Origin of the sequence: Rhodococcus sp. IEGM 27 (assembly GCF_033142305.1) — a bacterium.
GTDB lineage: Bacteria > Actinomycetota > Actinomycetes > Mycobacteriales > Mycobacteriaceae > Rhodococcus_F > Rhodococcus_F oxybenzonivorans.
In genome coordinates this window covers 80,718-94,461 of record NZ_JAWLSG010000005.1, presented here as the reverse complement: position 1 = coordinate 94,461, position 13,744 = coordinate 80,718, and the positions used below count along the sequence as shown (strand labels likewise).

The following is a 13,744-nucleotide window of genomic DNA, read 5'->3' as shown; positions in this document are numbered from 1 at the left end:
TCACACCTCCTGAGGTTGAATGCGCCGCGTGTAACGGCTGCCGAGCAGCTGCGACGAGATGTCGTCGTGCTCGACGAGCGCCTGGTATTCCTCAGCGCGGTCACGCGCGGTCTGCGGCCGCGGACGACGCGCCGGCGGTTTACCGCCCTTGCCTTTGAACTTCGGGCTCGCGCCCCACACGCCGTGCACGATCTGCGCCATCGCCTCGACCGCCTCGGTGAGAAGCTCACGATCGTGGGTCCACCCCACGAGAGAGGGCCGTTTCGATGGCTTGGGCAGCTCGCCGCGCTGCTCCATCTCGAGTCGCTGCATGGCACGCTCGTCGTCGTCGGCGATCGCGGCGTAGTACCAGCCGCCCTCCGGCAGTGCGGGCAACAGCCGGAGCAGCCGATTCCAGGGGTTGCTCAGATGATCGCGGACCCAGTCGTAGAGCCGTTCATCGCCGGGCATGGCGAACAGGTCCTTCTCGATCGCCTCGCCGTAGCGGTCGATCTCGTGGACCAGGTACGCCCATCCGGCGTCCGGTGGGATGAGGATCCCGAAGTGCTCGCGGATGTCGTCGACAAGGTCGGCGAGTTCGGAGATCGGCCGGCGCGCGTAGTGGTCGGCAATGGTATCGGCCAGTTCATCGCCGACGAGGAGGTCGAGCTGGTCGTGGACGGAGGCAGTGGTGTCGAGGTCGGCGATGTCAGCCGCTTCGGGAGCCTCGATGACGAGCTCGGGCCCGTCGTCGTCCAGGTGCACGACGAACGGGCCGGCGGCCTCATCGAGGAGGGTCTCGAAGTAGGAGGCCGCCGACCCGTTGTCATCGGTCATCGGTCAGCGACGACGCCCGGCGCGGCGCCGATCGCGACTACGCCGGTCGGCCCGGTTCACCGCCTGCTCCGTGTCGAACAGTCCGAAGTGCCGGGACAGGTCACGCGCGAGGTCGATCAGCGTGTCCGGGTGCTGCGGCCCGAGGAAGTCGGCGACGTCGTCGAACTGGTCACCGAGGAACAGCTTGAGGACACGCCGGGACGTGTTGGCCTCCTCGATGTCCATAACAGTGTCGGAGTCCGGCTCCGGAACAAGGAAGGTCGGCGATTCGCCGATCTGGAACTTGAACGGCTCCTTGGGCTCACGCTGCTCGCCGCCGTATCTACGGACGTTCGGGTCGTCGAACTGGGTCACGTTGTCGAGGTCCTTGCTCACTGTGCGCCTCCGGTGGTACGTCGGGTGATCTTGGTCTTGGGCGCCTCGGCGGGTGCGTCGTCAGTCGGCTTCTCACTCGACTCCGCAGCGGGCTCGGGCACTGGTGCGGTGGGCGTTGGAGCCGGTTCGGGCTCGGCGGGCACCGGCACGTGCTCGGGCTCCGGTGCGGGCGCGTACCCGGCCGCGACCAGTTGCCGGTGCTCGACGTACGAGCTGGGCGTGTAGAGGTGACCCTTCGGCGACACCAGTGGTGTCGGTGTCCAATCGGCCTTGTTGATGGTGCGCATCTGTCCCACGGCGGGATCTCCTTCGGTGACGGTCGGTGTGGCGGTCTGGATGCACTGGGCAGGCGGTCGACCGCCGATCCCCGCCTGCCCAGTGCGTTCTCGGGCCCGGCGCGAGGGCCGGGCATCGGTCAGGCAGCGATGACGATCGACAGCGGCTTCTGCACGCTGCCCGGGGTCACGCTGTCCACGACCTGGACGGTGAAGTTCGACGTCCCCGCGGCGGTCGGGGTGCCGGAGATGACACCGGTCGACGCGTTCAGGGTCAGACCGGCCGGCAGAGAGCCGGTCACGACCGACCAGGTCTTCGTGCCGGTGCCGCCGGTGACCGTCAGGGTCTGCGAGTAGGCCACGCTGACGGTTCCGCCGGGCAGCGACGCGGTGGTGATTGTCAGTGCGCTGCGCTTGAACCCGGCGTCCTCGAGGACGCGGTTCCAGCCGGGACCACCGAAGTAGTGCCGCACCGATACACCGTGCTCGGTGTCGACCGTCGCGTTGACGGTCGTCGGCCACGTCAGCGATCCCTCGCCGTCAGAGATGGTCTGCTCGCCCATCTCGGAAATTTCGCCCGCGTAGAGCAGGCGGCCGAGGTAGATTCGGTCTTCGCCGGTGTTGAACTGGGTCAGCGCCAGGTAGCGCTGCTGCCGGATCGCGGTGATGGCCGGCTGATCGAACGCGATCTCACCGGTCTCCGGGTCGGCGATCATCTGCGACAGGTCGACGCCGAGGTTGTTCTCGATGTTGTACCGGTTCGCTTCCAGTCCGGTGAACTGGATTCCGGCGATGTCGGAGATGAAGTCCGACCGGACCGGGTTGGAGTAGCCGATCGCGCTGATGTCGGACTTCTCGAGTTCCCGGGTCAGGGTGATCGCGTCGTCCTTGAGCAGGAGGCCGAAGTCCCATGCCCCTTCGGGAAGTTCGGCGAGCTGGGAGTTCGACCCTTCGGTGATGTATTCGATCGGGTCGATGTCCATGCCCATGCCGTAGATGTGGGCGCGGTTCGGCTTGAGGATGAGTTCGCGCTGGTGACGCGAGACTTCGAGCTGTCCAATGTCGGTGACCATGATGCCTCCTGGGCATGAGGAAGGCCCACGACGCGAAATGTCGTGGACCTCGGGTATTTGGGTTGTTCGGTGTGAAGCTCAGCGCCGCCAGGGCTTCTGCAGACTGAGCGCGTAGTACGCGACCTCGCGGCGTGCGTCCGGGTTCTCGTACGGCTCGGACTCCGGAGGTGTGTCGACGCGGCATGAGTCGATGCAGATCGGCTTCGGTTCATCCTCTACCGAGATCCCCTGACCGGCTATGTGTTCCATCCGGTTCGCGACCTGCCGGGCAAGCTTCGATGCACCCCGTGGGTCGGGGTGGTGGCAGGTGATCTGCACGCGCGGGTAGTCGCTGATGCCGTCGTTCCCGCCGCCGACCCGATTGATCTGGATCCCGGTGTCCCCCTCTGTGGGTGGCTCGGTATCCGTCTCTCCGGCCGGGGCGAGGTACACCATCAGCACTTCCTGGATATCAGGGAACAGTGTCTCGTCGATCTCGACAGCCATCAGCCACCACCCTTTCGGTTGATCGCGTTGATTGCGGCCTGGAGGCCGTGAACCGCCGACGAGCGCCTGGTGCCGAACTCCGCGGCGATCGGGTTGCCGCGACCAGCACGCGGGACGACGATGCGAGTCGCAGGCCGACCATCCCACCCCCTGCCATCTTCCAGGTGTGCCGAGCGCGCCATTTCGCCGCTGCCTCCACGCGCTTTCACGTGCCGCTGGAATGCCTTCAGCCCGACTCGGGCGTTCTGTCGGACGATCATCCGGAACTGATTCGAGTTCATCAGCGCCTTCGCGTCTTTCGACGTGAACCTGAACGTCCCTGGTTTCGGATCAGCCATTGCTCACCCACCTTTCGAGATAGCCCCACACGTGATCGGCTAAGCCTTCGTCGTCGTACCAGGTCTGCAGATCGCCATCGACATGCAACCGGGGCCCGATTCCATCGACCGCGAGGACGTTCTCGGTGGACTCGGGGAAGCCCGGAGGGGCGAACAGCACCCACCGGGTGTGCCGTTCGATCGGCACACCCTCGACGGAGTCGACCGGCTGCACCGAGCAGCCCGGGTACTCGGCCCCGGGCTGCTCGGTCATCACGCCACGTTTCCCCCGGACCCGCTCGATCACGCGGACGGTCTGGCTTCCGAGTTCATCCACAGCGTCCTCCGAAGTAATACGAGGGGCCGCCACTGTGTGAGATCCCGAGGAGTTGGTAGTGCGAGTCCTCGAAAGTCAGCAGCGCGCCGGGGTTGGCGAGGGTGCCGGACCGGGTCACGCCTCCCACGGTTTTCGAGTAGGAGACGTGACCGAGGTACTTCTCGCTTGCCATCGCGGTACGGACGACGTGGATCACGACGATCCGCGCGGCGGGGTCGTCGTCGGCGATGTCCGGCTTCCGATCGCGGATCCAGTTCGACGCCGCGGCGATCAGATCCGCTGCGTCCTCCACGCCGCCTGGCGGTCGGACGCGGCCGCGGAAGATGTCGTCCGTTGTGACGAAGTCCGCCATGGCACACCCCCTCAGTCCAGCTCGGCGATGAGTTCGCGCTTGTCGAGCGCCTCAGCGTCGTCGCGGTTCATGCCGCGTGCGACGGCGTACTCGACCCAGATCGGCTTGGCAGCCGTCTGCTTGGGGCGCTCCACTTCCGCGACCGCGATGGGAGAGTCGGGCTGCGGCGAGGCTGAGCCTTCCGCCGGTGCAGCGGTATCGGCCTCCGCGCCGGTAACCACCGGCGTGCCGTCGTCGCCCGATTCGGGAGCTTCGTCGCCAGCGGCGTCGTCTCCATCCTCGTCGTCGGCCGCTTCCTGCTCGACTGGTGCGATGGCGCCAATCCGCAGGAGTCGCTCCACGTGCTCGTCCGGCACGTCGACCACGGCGCCGCGGCGGTGTCGGACGTATCCGACCGGCGGTCCGACGGGCTCCTCCCAGAAGCTCGCGACGATCTCGTGCCGCGCCATCAGGCGGAGATCCCCGTGATGGTGAAGACGGCACCCGGGTTGTCGACGCCGAGGATGCGCTTACGGAACGCATCCGAGCGCCACGACATGTTCGGTCCGCCCGCGCCGGAGTTGCCGCCCTCCTCGTAGACGGGCGTCATCTGCAGCGGGAAGGTGTCGGAGTAGAACCCGGCGACACCGGTCTCGAGGACGATCACCTTGGTGGGGTCCATCCATCGCGACCGCAGCACCTGCAGGCCGCAGATGGTCTGCGGGAGAGTGCCCTTGTACAGCGGGTTCTCGGACGCGACGTCGCCGATGTACTTCGACTGGATCTTGTCGTTGCGAATCAGGGTGGTGATCGCACGCGGGTGGGCGAGGATCGCGTTCGGGGAGTAGCCGAAGTTCTTCGTCTCGTCTCCGGCGAACCCGGCGGCCTCGATCTCCTCGATCGCGTCGAAGAGGTCCTTCGCAGGGTCGCCGGTCGAACCTGTCCACGCCGCGGCAGCGGGCGCACTCGGAGTGTTCGCGGCATTGAACGCGGCCAGCGCAGCGTTCACACCGGAGCGGATCATGGTGCGCTGCAGCGCGGTGATCTGCTGCGAGACCCGGTCGACCTTGTTCTCGTGCCGCATCTCGTAGGAGATGCGGACCGCCTTGGCGGTCTTCTGGCCGATTACGCTGCGGACCTTGCCGTCGCCGATCGTCGAGACCGGGATCTCGGCGAACTCGGCGACTTCCTCGGCGTCCTCGTCGAGGTACGGGTCGGCAGCCTCACGGAATGCGACGACACCGGATTCGTTCGTACCGCCGTTGCGGAACAGGGCGGCCTCGACGAACGCGCCGTCGAGGTAGTTGATGACGCGCTGCGGGATCCAGGTCGGGTCCTTGAGCATCGAGTCGACAGTGAGCGTGTCACCGTCGTAAGCGGACGTGATGTTCCTGGGCATGAGTCAGAGCCTCTCGTTCAGGCGGCGGCCGGGACGAAGGGCCCGGCGAGCTGGGTGCGGACAGTGGCATCGCCGGTCGCCGACGCCTTGACGGCGATACCGACGCACTGGGTGCCGGTCTTCGCCACCGTGCCTCCGGCGGCCACGTACACGGGCTCACCGGTGGCGAACGCGACTGCGGTGGCCTTGGTCAGAGGCAGTGCGCCGACGGTGTGCACCGCGAGGGCACTGGGCAGTCCGTGCGACAGGTCGTTGTCGGTGCGGGCCGCGGCCGGGGCACCGGACTGTGCGACTGCTCCGTACGGCAGATCAGCTGCGCCGCACGGAGCGATTCCGGTGGCGCCGAGCTTGACGACGTGGAACTTGTCGACAGCGGTGGCGACCTTCTGGGTGATCGGGCCGGGGCCGAATGTGGGGTTGGACATGGTGGGTGCCTCCTCAGAAGTGGTCGCCGGCGCCGAGACCGACCCGGTCGGCAACGGCGGTCAGGGCGGTGGTGTGGTCGTCGTTCTTGACGGCGTCACCGTCGTGCCCGACCTCGGCGACGGGAATGACGTTGGCGGGCATCGCGTCGATCAGCGCGCGGGTTTCTGCCGGTGCGGCGGCGAGCAGCTTCTCGTAGTGCTCGGACTTCGACGGCGGGAACTTACCCGCCTTGATCGCGGTGTCGATGTACGAGCGGGTTTCGGCGGCTTCCTGCCGGGTCCGGAACTCGCGCCCTGCGGCGACTTCCGCCTGCATAGCGGCGAACTGGTCGGCGTCGACGGTGACGACACCGGCGCGCGCCTCGATGCCGGAACCGCTGCGGTCCTCGGCCTGCTCGGCGAGCACCTCATCCAGCGCGGCGACCACGATCTCGTCCGTGGCATCGGCCGCGGTGCCGAGGCGCTGCGCGAGGATTTCCTTGAGGGTGGGCATGTCGCCCTCCTTCCTGTTGGTGACCTCTACCGCCTCGGCAGAGGGAATCCGCGGAGCCGGGGCGTGGTCCCGGCCCGCGAAGCGGAAATGCGACAGGTTGAATGCCGCATTGGGTGCACCGCCGTCAGGTGCGCTGGTACCGACCCTGTCGGCGAGACCAGCGGCGACGGCTTCCTCAGCGGTGAACCAGGTTTCGGCGGCCACGAGTGCCCGCCATTCGTCGAACTCGCCACCGGCACGACGGGCGTACAGCGAGGTGATCGAGTCCGTCATCTTGTCGAGGCGATCGGCCTCGGACCGCAGGTAGTCCGCGGAGCCGGAGGTGTACAGCCAGGCCTCGTGGATCATCATCTGCGAGCCCTCGCCCATGACGATCTCGTCGCCGGCCATCGCGATCACCGACGCCGCCGAGGCGGCGAGTCCGTCGACGCGAACGGTGACGGTCGCCGAGTGCGCGCGCAGGGCGTTCATGATCGCGATGCCATCGAAGGCGTCGCCGCCGGGAGAGTTGAGCCGGACGACGATCTCGTCGGTGTCGAGTTCCTTGATCTGGTTGGCGATCGACTGTGCGTCGGTCTCCATCCAGTAGCTACCGATGACGTCGTAGATCATGATCTCGGTAGCCGATCCGGCTTCCGATCTGATCCGGCACCACTCGCGCGATCGACTCGGTACCCCGAGCTCGTTGCGGATGGTCATGGTTATCTCCTTTGTGGCTCGGCCGGCAGTCGAGCGCCGGAGAGGTATCCCGAGCGCAGCAGTGCCTGCACCTCGTAGAGGGCGCTCGGGTTGGGGTTCGGGAAATCCTTGGCGGGCAGGTCGAGCCAGCGCCGCACCTGTTCCTCGAGCGAGCGGTCGGGGATGATCACGCCCGCGTCGACGAGGGTGCGCAGTGCGGTGGCGATCCCCACCGAGGATTCGCCGATCTCGTCGAACACGATCTGCGGCGCCGCGACCGTCTCACCGAAGTTCCAGTCGACGAGGTCCTCGACGATGTACCGGTTCGCGGCGTCGCGGACCATCTCGGCGACGGACTTCACCGCGGTGGTGAACAGGTCGGCCTGTGTCGACGCCAGGGCGTAGGAGCCGCCCTGGCCGTCGAGGTTCAGGAAGTGCGCCAGAGCGACGCGGCCGATCTGGGCGTCGTGGTAGTCGATCGCCGGGCGTGGGTCTGGGAGTTCCCCGGTCACGCCCATCAGCGCGAACTTCGACTCGAACGGCAGCGAGGCACCGGCGGTGTCGCCCGCCCGGTAGGCGTTCGCCATCCGGCGACCCTTCTCGACGTCTTCCGGAGTGGCGCCATCAGGGTTGGTGTACACCGGCACGCCCATGCCGTTGCGCTCGATCGTCAGGGCCTCGAGCTTGAGGAGGCGGTCCTTGAGCATCCAGTTCTTGTAGGCGGCGCGCAGGATCGACTCGCCGCCCCAGTTGCTGCCCTCGCGCTCGTGCACATACGCCACGAGACGGTCGACCGGAATGACGATCCGGCCCGCGTCAGAGGCGCGCACCGACCACGTCGCGGCGGGTGGGCGCTGCTCGATCCCGACGAGCCCACCGTCGCGCGCAACATGGATGTCGGCGAGCGTGCTGGGCATCCGCGGTGCGAGCTTGCGTAGCCGGTAGCGGCGCGCCTGCTCGTCGAAGTCCACGACCTGCTCGAAGTACATTGCACCGAACGGCAGTGCGAGCAGCGCCATCCGCAGGTGCTCGGGCCACGAGAACCGCCGCTGGCGGCGCGGCTTCGCGGTTTCACCTTCAGCGCCGACGACCGGCAGCCCGAGCTGCTCGCCGATATCGGCGACAACCTCCGGGTCCGCCCCGGCCGGATCCAGACGCCACTGTGTCGCAAGGATCGGCAGCGTCACCGCCTTGAGCACGGTCCGCACCTGTGCATCCTGGCGGCGCATCGCGTCGAACGTCTTGAGGCACTGCGGCCACCGGAGTTCGAACGCCTCCTCGGGGTCGATCTCCCGATACCCCGCGTCGGGATTCGCGACGACATAGCCGACCTCGCCCGGCGACGGAGCCTCAACAGAGCTCACCATGACACCTCCATCAAGTCACCCATCACTGATTCGCCGCTCGGGGTGGGCTCGAAGCCCACTTCCTGCGGCGGCACTACCGGTTTCGACCCGAACTTGCCCAACCCCCACAGCGCGTTGGACGCGGCGACGAGCTGGCAGATGGTGCCCGAGGTCTTCCGCGCCCATGCGACGCCACCGGCGTCACCGATCTCCCGCAACTTCGCGGCGTCCAGCCCAGCGGCCATCCGCTCGTCGTCGTCGTGCGAGACGAGCGCTTCGTCGACCGCGGTGAGGAACCCACCCGTCGACGCCATCACGTCGGAGACGCGCATCATCTCGGGCTCGATGCCCGCGTTGATCAGCGGCTGCTCGAGTACCTGCGCCGTCGACTTCGGGTCGATGATGATCGCGACCGGATCACCCGCCTCGACGCACGCGACAAGGAACTTCACGACGGTGCGAGTGTCCGCGCTGCCGTGATACCCGACCTGCAGGTGCGCTCCCCCGACAGTCTTGGCGGCGACCACGATCGAGCACGTGCGGTCACGACTCTCACGCTCGGTGGACATGTCCACCGCCAGGCATGTCACACCGGTGAACTGCGGTTCGCCGCTGTACAGCCCGGACCAAGTGTCCTTGCCGACGACCGGCTTCTCTTCGTCCTCGGCGTCGTCCGGCCAGATGCCCATTGCCTCACGGCGCCACGAGTCCTCGTCGGGGATGTTCTCCCGCATCCGCAGCATCGCCTCCAGCGGCGTGCGGTGCGGATACGACGGGTTGAACGTGGCGAACTTCGACTGATCGTCGGGGTCGGTGTCCGGGTCGGCGGAGATTTCGACGTAGACCTGGTCTCGGGTGAGCTTGGAGATCGCCTTCTTCCGCTTCGACCCGAACGCCTCACCGTCGTCGGTGGGCCGCGGTGGCGTCCCGATGAAGAACACCAGACCGCCGTGCGGGTGCTTCGCGGCGTTCGTTGCCGGCACCATGTCTTCGAGCGCCTTCACGCCGAGGATCTGCGCCTCGTCGAACACCTCGACGTCGATCGCGTCCATGCCGCGGCCGAAGCCCTGCTCGCGGGCACCGAACATGATGATCGACCCGTTCGCGAAACGGATCTCCTGCTCGCCATTCGCCGTCCGGATCCCGTTCGCCGCGATGTGCGGCCACACCTTCTGACGCCGCACCATCGACTGCATCGACCGGAACGTGTTCGTCGTCGTCCGATTGTGGTGCGACGTCCAGATCACCCGCAGGCCCGGGAACTCCAGGCACATGCCGATGATCAGGTTGCCGACCGTGTACGTCTTGCCGACCTGCCGAGGGATCGACGCCACCACGCCACCGATCGACGCGGCATACTTCCCGGACTCGCGGCACCCGAGCGAGATCTGCCCGAACCCTTGCTGCCACCGGTCGAACGAGATACCCACGTCCTGCAGTCGCTGGTACACCCGTGGGAACTGAGAGGTGACGATCCCGTCCGGGATGATCAGATGCCGAGCGACGTCGGAGAGCTTCCGCTCAGATGGCCGAAGCGTCGTACCGGTCATCGACCGTTCCCGTCAGCATCGGATGATCCGGCTGGATCTCGCGCAGCGCGGACTCCAGCTCCCGCAGTCGGCCGGGCGCCGCGTCGTCCTCACGGGCGTCGATCGCCTCGATCTCGTTCGCGATGTCCTGCAGCCGCTTCGTCAGCGACGCCAAGTCACGCGGCGGGCAGTTCCCATTCGTGACCGTATCCGCAATCCGATCGCGCATCGCCACCAACAGATCCCGATGCGAACCGGACTTCGCTGCCTGGGCAACTGACAGCGGCTTCGCGGGTGGCACAACCTCGTCGTCGGCGACTGCACGCAGTGGCGGCTTCTTCGTGGTCATGCGGCATCACCTCCCGTCGCGGGGTGGGCGTGGTGGAAAAAACGCCAGAGAGAGATTCCTGACTGGGATGCGTTGCGGTCAGGAGTCGCCCCCTTCCCAGATTTTGGGTAGGGGGTGTGGCACCGTGAGCGTCCAGCGTTTTAACAGGTCAGACGCCCGCAGGCAGGTCTGGCCATGGGAAGGCCTGCGGTCGGGGTCGGTCACGGAGTGCTGGTCGCTGGTGGTCGCGGCTGCCGTCTTGGCGTGATCGGTTACAGCTACTGTGCAGCAGCCGGTCAGCCTTCGTGCCGCCGCGTGAGCGCGCATGTGAGTGGTCGGCGTCGAGCGGTCCGTTGTCCATGTTCCGGGCCGAGTCTCGGTACATCGGGAGTCCACACCACCAGCACGGCGCGCCGTCGACATGAGCTCGGAGCAGTCGCTCACGTTGCTTCTGATGATCCCAGCCGAGTCCTCGTTGTGTGGTGGTGTTCGACTTCGAGGGCATCAGCCGTCCTTGCCACGTGGTAGTTGATCGATGAGCGTGTTGACGCGGGCAGTGAGGATCGCTTCTGCGGTTCGGTTGCCCTGGGCTCGGGCGGTCTTGAGTTGCTGCTGGACGTCGTAGATCTGGTCAGTGAGCGTCGGCATCGCGCCCTCCTCAGCGTGTGAAGTACATCCGGAAGGTGCCGACGACTGTCCAGCGGCGCAGTGCCCGGTTCATCGCTTGCCCCAGCGGGATCGGGGCTCGGGTGCCACTGTGTCGCCGTAGATGTGGATGTGGATCACCGGCTGCGGAGGCACGGCCGGCACCTCCTCGACTGCGTCAGCCAGTCGGCGCAATACCTTGGCCGTGATGCTCGTGATTGATCCGACGACGTCCATCCGGCCTCCTCAAGTTTGGTTCGCTCGGCAGCTGCGTTGTGGTTGGGGAACATCGGCAGCTTGGATTCCGTCACCCCAGGAGTTGCAGGACCCGTTGTGGGGCACGGTGACTTACACCGAGCGAAGTAGTTGCGCGTTGATGCTCGTTGCGGTCGCGCTCACGAAGAGCCAATGCGGGGATGCAACGGAGATCCAGGCGCGCCCCTGGACGTCTAGTGGGTCACACGTGCACATGGTGTCGGTCAGGTGTGCACACCATCGCGAACGGCGGATAACCGTTTAAGAGCGGTAGAGCCGGTCGTACCCTCTGTTCCCCTGGCCGGAATCGAACCGGCGCGTTTACCCAACTCGCAACTCGAGATGGAGCGGAAGGGCGGACATTCCACCGCCATCAGGAAAGAGGTCTCACCGACGTGCTGAACGGGCTTTATCGGTGAGACAACTATGGTCGCGAGTCAGTTTCCTGACCCACGACCATCGAAGCGAAGCTTACCACGTGGTGTGGACTTAGCGCGCTACTGCTGGTTCGCCACCAAGCGCAGCACTTGTATCCCTGTCACCAAAGTGCGCAGCAAGCATCTTACGAATCTCGATAGCAGCTTCGGCAACACCGGAATCCACTGTGCCGGGATTGAAGATTGGATTCCCCTTACCGTAAGGAAGTTTGACCGTCTGCTTAACCTCAACGTCTTCGATCTTGACGTGGATGGTTACGAAGTTCTCATTCATCACGCTCATGCCACTCTCTTCTTTCGTTGACGTGCCGGGTAACTCAGGTGTGCGTCGAGGACATCTCCGAGGCGGTAGACGGGTAAGTCTCCATCGGGGGTCGGGACGACGCGAATGGGCTCGAGGGTGGTGTTCTTCCGCAGCGTCTTGATACGGCGGGCCGTGAGGCCGGCGTACTCGTCACCGAGTTCGCAGCGCATCCGCTCGATGGCCGTGGCGTTGAGTTCGGCGTCACGAGCCTGGTCGACGCTTCCCGCGTAGGGCTTCGGCTCACTGGTCTTCGCAATTCGCCGCGCCTTACGCACCGCGGACTCGATGCTCCGTGGTGCGTCCTCTGAGCCCTCGGTGAGCGCCAGGGCGATGATGTTGCGGTCCAGCCACTTCGCCACTCCATCAAGAGTCGCGCCGCCGTCGTACTCCATGCCGCGTGTCTCACAGACGTGGCGAGCCCATCCCCATAGCTCGTTCAGCAGTTCGTCGGCAGCGTCCTGGGCGCTGGTGTCCCACAGAAGGGGCTGACCGTCGTGCCCCGAATCCACCTTCGGGTCGAAGCTGATGCGCGTCGCGTAGCCGTCATTGGCTGCGATCAGGGCAGCGAGGTTGGCGGCAATCTCGGGGACTTCGCGGAGTAGTTCGAGGAGCTTCCGCTGTCCGTAGCGGTCAACGAAGAATCCGTCGACGTTGTCGTTCATGGTCGTGGGTCCTCCAATCGCAGCTTCGATAGCGGGACGGCGACGGATTTTGCGTCGGGGCGGTGGAGTTCGGCGTAGGCGATGGGGTGCCGTCGGATGGCGCCGACGGTCCAGTACTTGCCTTCGTGGTAGGCGGTCTTCATGCGAGGTCTCCGTCTTCTGCGAGGTAGGCGATGGCGGCGAGGTCGCCGGCGAGTTGTGTGAGCCGGTCGGGCCGGTGTCCGGACCAGTGCTCGGTGCCGGTGGCGAGGCGTGCGATGACGACGGGGGTTTCGAGGTGGCCGAGCTTCTTGAGGTCGGCTGCCGCGTCCGGGTCCTGGGCGAGGTCAACGCTGGTGTACTCGACACCGAGGTCGTCGAGCTTGCGCTTGGTGGCCCGGCAGGGCATGCAGGCCGGTGAGCTGTAGACAGTGACGCTCATGCGGGTAACTCCTTGGGCTCGTCGCTGCACGTGATTTCGAGCCAGAGCTCGGGTGTACGGCTGGGCTGGTGGATGATCGGTTCGGGTTTGGCCATGTGCTGTGGGATGTCATCAGCGACGAGGCCGTAGCCGGGGTGTTTGGTGGTGCCGGCGGCGAGTGCGTCGCAGATCGGTTTGAGGGTGGCGATGAGGTTGTCGGTGTCGCGTCGCCGTTTGTCGCGGGGTCGGTAGTGCAGCTGGATGACCGCGTGGCCGACGTTCAGGGGCAACCTGGCATGACGGGCTAGGCGGACGACGTCTGAGCGGATCTGGGCGATTTCACGGTTCTTCGCGAACACCGCCCCAGCTGAGGCTCCCCGGTCGTTCATCGACAGCGGCGGGGAGTCCCAGGGCAGCCTGATCGTGTGAGTGGTCACTGGTCCCCCACCTGCCGGTCGATGCCGGCCACGTAGTCGGGTCGTGGTGCGCGCGGTGGACGGCCGTCGCTGGGTGTGGTGTCGGGCAGTTGCGCGGTGTCGGGCCATTCGACGAGTCGGACGCGGTCGAGGCACGGGATCTTGCGCTCGTACCCGTCGGCGGTGACGCACCTTCGCCCGATTTCGGCGTGGCAGTGCGGGCACTTGACGGTGGCCGCGAATTCGTAGGGGTTCATGGTCGACCCCTGTGGATAACTGGGGTGCGGCCGCGCGAAGCGGCGGCGATCTGGTGACCCCGAGCAATGAATCCGGCCCGAAAATCGCGCGCGTTGCTTACGTAAGAAGAAGAGATTTTCCGCAAGTAGTTATCTACGTAAGTCCGTTCGTTCGTACGTA

At 66.2% G+C, this 13,744-nt stretch carries 23 protein-coding genes; all 23 read right to left on the bottom strand.

Features of this window, described 5'->3' with window-relative positions; translation table 11 throughout:
• Window positions 1-816 (bottom strand): hypothetical protein, encoded by an 816-nt coding sequence (locus tag R4P95_RS18415; RefSeq protein WP_317746335.1) that lies wholly within the window; start codon window positions 814-816, stop codon window positions 1-3.
• Between the two features lie 3 nt (window positions 817-819).
• Window positions 820-1,191 (bottom strand): hypothetical protein, encoded by a 372-nt coding sequence (locus R4P95_RS18410; RefSeq protein ID WP_317746336.1) that lies wholly within the window; start codon window positions 1,189-1,191, stop codon window positions 820-822.
• On the bottom strand, window positions 1,188-1,487 hold the full coding sequence (locus R4P95_RS18405; protein WP_397517783.1) for a hypothetical protein: 300 nt from the start codon (window positions 1,485-1,487) through the stop codon (window positions 1,188-1,190). The genes R4P95_RS18410 and R4P95_RS18405 overlap by 4 nt, the downstream gene beginning before the upstream one ends.
• A 119-nt stretch (window positions 1,488-1,606) precedes the next feature.
• On the bottom strand, window positions 1,607-2,539 hold the full coding sequence (locus R4P95_RS18400) for an Ig domain-containing protein (RefSeq protein WP_317746337.1): 933 nt from the start codon (window positions 2,537-2,539) through the stop codon (window positions 1,607-1,609).
• 78 nt (window positions 2,540-2,617) lie between these two features.
• Window positions 2,618-3,025, bottom strand: coding sequence for a hypothetical protein (locus tag R4P95_RS18395; RefSeq protein ID WP_317746338.1), 408 nt, complete (start codon window positions 3,023-3,025; stop codon window positions 2,618-2,620).
• Complete coding sequence (locus R4P95_RS18390) at window positions 3,025-3,363, bottom strand: hypothetical protein (RefSeq protein ID WP_317746339.1); 339 nt, start codon at window positions 3,361-3,363, stop codon at window positions 3,025-3,027. Before R4P95_RS18390 ends, R4P95_RS18395 begins: the two co-directional genes overlap by 1 nt.
• Complete coding sequence (locus R4P95_RS18385; protein WP_317746340.1) at window positions 3,356-3,679, bottom strand: hypothetical protein; 324 nt, start codon at window positions 3,677-3,679, stop codon at window positions 3,356-3,358. Before R4P95_RS18385 ends, R4P95_RS18390 begins: the two co-directional genes overlap by 8 nt.
• Window positions 3,672-4,031: a hypothetical protein gene (locus R4P95_RS18380; protein WP_317746341.1), complete on the bottom strand. Its 360-nt coding sequence runs from the start codon at window positions 4,029-4,031 to the stop codon at window positions 3,672-3,674. Before R4P95_RS18380 ends, R4P95_RS18385 begins: the two co-directional genes overlap by 8 nt.
• An 11-nt stretch (window positions 4,032-4,042) precedes the next feature.
• A complete protein-coding gene (locus R4P95_RS18375) occupies window positions 4,043-4,480 on the bottom strand; it encodes a hypothetical protein (RefSeq protein WP_317746342.1) in 438 nt (145 codons plus the stop codon).
• On the bottom strand, window positions 4,480-5,409 hold the full coding sequence (locus tag R4P95_RS18370; RefSeq protein WP_317746343.1) for a hypothetical protein: 930 nt from the start codon (window positions 5,407-5,409) through the stop codon (window positions 4,480-4,482). The genes R4P95_RS18375 and R4P95_RS18370 overlap by 1 nt, the downstream gene beginning before the upstream one ends.
• 17 nt (window positions 5,410-5,426) lie before the next feature.
• Window positions 5,427-5,834 carry a capsid cement protein gene (locus R4P95_RS18365; RefSeq protein ID WP_317746344.1) on the bottom strand — a complete coding sequence of 136 codons (408 nt, stop codon included), beginning with the start codon at window positions 5,832-5,834 and terminating at the stop codon, window positions 5,427-5,429.
• A gap of 13 nt (window positions 5,835-5,847) precedes the next feature.
• Entirely contained in the window at window positions 5,848-7,026 is a 1,179-nt protein-coding gene (locus R4P95_RS18360) for a head maturation protease, ClpP-related (protein ID WP_317746346.1), read from the bottom strand.
• Between the two features lie 2 nt (window positions 7,027-7,028).
• Window positions 7,029-8,372, bottom strand: coding sequence for a hypothetical protein (locus R4P95_RS18355; protein WP_317746348.1), 1,344 nt, complete (start codon window positions 8,370-8,372; stop codon window positions 7,029-7,031).
• Window positions 8,366-9,901 carry a terminase gene (locus tag R4P95_RS18350; protein WP_317746349.1) on the bottom strand — a complete coding sequence of 512 codons (1,536 nt, stop codon included), beginning with the start codon at window positions 9,899-9,901 and terminating at the stop codon, window positions 8,366-8,368. Before R4P95_RS18350 ends, R4P95_RS18355 begins: the two co-directional genes overlap by 7 nt.
• Complete coding sequence (locus R4P95_RS18345) at window positions 9,873-10,229, bottom strand: hypothetical protein (RefSeq protein WP_317746350.1); 357 nt, start codon at window positions 10,227-10,229, stop codon at window positions 9,873-9,875. The genes R4P95_RS18350 and R4P95_RS18345 overlap by 29 nt, the downstream gene beginning before the upstream one ends.
• Before the next feature lie 483 nt (window positions 10,230-10,712).
• Complete coding sequence (locus tag R4P95_RS18340) at window positions 10,713-10,856, bottom strand: hypothetical protein (RefSeq protein WP_317746351.1); 144 nt, start codon at window positions 10,854-10,856, stop codon at window positions 10,713-10,715.
• Between the two features lie 69 nt (window positions 10,857-10,925).
• The gene (locus R4P95_RS18335; RefSeq protein WP_317746352.1) at window positions 10,926-11,090 is read right to left on the bottom strand and encodes a hypothetical protein; all 165 of its coding nucleotides are present in this window, start codon (window positions 11,088-11,090) and stop codon (window positions 10,926-10,928) included.
• Window positions 11,091-11,597: 507 nt separating this feature from the next.
• A complete protein-coding gene (locus tag R4P95_RS18330) occupies window positions 11,598-11,828 on the bottom strand; it encodes a hypothetical protein (RefSeq protein ID WP_317746353.1) in 231 nt (76 codons plus the stop codon).
• Window positions 11,825-12,511, bottom strand: coding sequence for a hypothetical protein (locus R4P95_RS18325; protein WP_317746354.1), 687 nt, complete (start codon window positions 12,509-12,511; stop codon window positions 11,825-11,827). Before R4P95_RS18325 ends, R4P95_RS18330 begins: the two co-directional genes overlap by 4 nt.
• A complete protein-coding gene (locus R4P95_RS18320; RefSeq protein WP_317746355.1) occupies window positions 12,508-12,654 on the bottom strand; it encodes a hypothetical protein in 147 nt (48 codons plus the stop codon). Before R4P95_RS18320 ends, R4P95_RS18325 begins: the two co-directional genes overlap by 4 nt.
• Complete coding sequence (locus tag R4P95_RS18315) at window positions 12,651-12,932, bottom strand: glutaredoxin domain-containing protein (protein ID WP_317746356.1); 282 nt, start codon at window positions 12,930-12,932, stop codon at window positions 12,651-12,653. The genes R4P95_RS18320 and R4P95_RS18315 overlap by 4 nt, the downstream gene beginning before the upstream one ends.
• Complete coding sequence (locus R4P95_RS18310) at window positions 12,929-13,348, bottom strand: hypothetical protein (protein ID WP_213573295.1); 420 nt, start codon at window positions 13,346-13,348, stop codon at window positions 12,929-12,931. The genes R4P95_RS18315 and R4P95_RS18310 overlap by 4 nt, the downstream gene beginning before the upstream one ends.
• The gene (locus R4P95_RS18305; protein WP_317746357.1) at window positions 13,345-13,584 is read right to left on the bottom strand and encodes a hypothetical protein; all 240 of its coding nucleotides are present in this window, start codon (window positions 13,582-13,584) and stop codon (window positions 13,345-13,347) included. Before R4P95_RS18305 ends, R4P95_RS18310 begins: the two co-directional genes overlap by 4 nt.
• Window positions 13,585-13,744: the final 160 nt, after the last annotated feature.

Bases quoted from the DNA above. Each gene is read 5' to 3' on its own strand.
- R4P95_RS18415 (WP_317746335.1), bottom strand. From the start codon at position 816: ATGACCGATGACAACGGGTCGGCGGCCTCCTACTTCGAGACCCTCCTC.
- R4P95_RS18400 (WP_317746337.1), bottom strand. From the start codon at position 2,539: ATGGTCACCGACATTGGACAGCTCGAAGTCTCGCGTCACCAGCGCGAA.
- R4P95_RS18395 (WP_317746338.1), bottom strand. From the start codon at position 3,025: ATGGCTGTCGAGATCGACGAGACACTGTTCCCTGATATCCAGGAAGTG.
- R4P95_RS18390 (WP_317746339.1), bottom strand. From the start codon at position 3,363: ATGGCTGATCCGAAACCAGGGACGTTCAGGTTCACGTCGAAAGACGCG.
- R4P95_RS18380 (WP_317746341.1), bottom strand. From the start codon at position 4,031: ATGGCGGACTTCGTCACAACGGACGACATCTTCCGCGGCCGCGTCCGA.
- R4P95_RS18375 (WP_317746342.1), bottom strand. From the start codon at position 4,480: ATGGCGCGGCACGAGATCGTCGCGAGCTTCTGGGAGGAGCCCGTCGGA.
- R4P95_RS18370 (WP_317746343.1), bottom strand. From the start codon at position 5,409: ATGCCCAGGAACATCACGTCCGCTTACGACGGTGACACGCTCACTGTC.
- R4P95_RS18365 (WP_317746344.1), bottom strand. From the start codon at position 5,834: ATGTCCAACCCCACATTCGGCCCCGGCCCGATCACCCAGAAGGTCGCC.
- R4P95_RS18360 (WP_317746346.1), bottom strand. From the start codon at position 7,026: ATGACCATCCGCAACGAGCTCGGGGTACCGAGTCGATCGCGCGAGTGG.
- R4P95_RS18355 (WP_317746348.1), bottom strand. From the start codon at position 8,372: ATGGTGAGCTCTGTTGAGGCTCCGTCGCCGGGCGAGGTCGGCTATGTC.
- R4P95_RS18350 (WP_317746349.1), bottom strand. From the start codon at position 9,901: ATGACCGGTACGACGCTTCGGCCATCTGAGCGGAAGCTCTCCGACGTC.
- R4P95_RS18345 (WP_317746350.1), bottom strand. From the start codon at position 10,229: ATGACCACGAAGAAGCCGCCACTGCGTGCAGTCGCCGACGACGAGGTT.
- R4P95_RS18340 (WP_317746351.1), bottom strand. From the start codon at position 10,856: ATGCCGACGCTCACTGACCAGATCTACGACGTCCAGCAGCAACTCAAG.
- R4P95_RS18335 (WP_317746352.1), bottom strand. From the start codon at position 11,090: ATGGACGTCGTCGGATCAATCACGAGCATCACGGCCAAGGTATTGCGC.
- R4P95_RS18330 (WP_317746353.1), bottom strand. From the start codon at position 11,828: ATGAGCGTGATGAATGAGAACTTCGTAACCATCCACGTCAAGATCGAA.
- R4P95_RS18325 (WP_317746354.1), bottom strand. From the start codon at position 12,511: ATGAACGACAACGTCGACGGATTCTTCGTTGACCGCTACGGACAGCGG.
- R4P95_RS18320 (WP_317746355.1), bottom strand. From the start codon at position 12,654: ATGAAGACCGCCTACCACGAAGGCAAGTACTGGACCGTCGGCGCCATC.
- R4P95_RS18315 (WP_317746356.1), bottom strand. From the start codon at position 12,932: ATGAGCGTCACTGTCTACAGCTCACCGGCCTGCATGCCCTGCCGGGCC.
- R4P95_RS18305 (WP_317746357.1), bottom strand. From the start codon at position 13,584: ATGAACCCCTACGAATTCGCGGCCACCGTCAAGTGCCCGCACTGCCAC.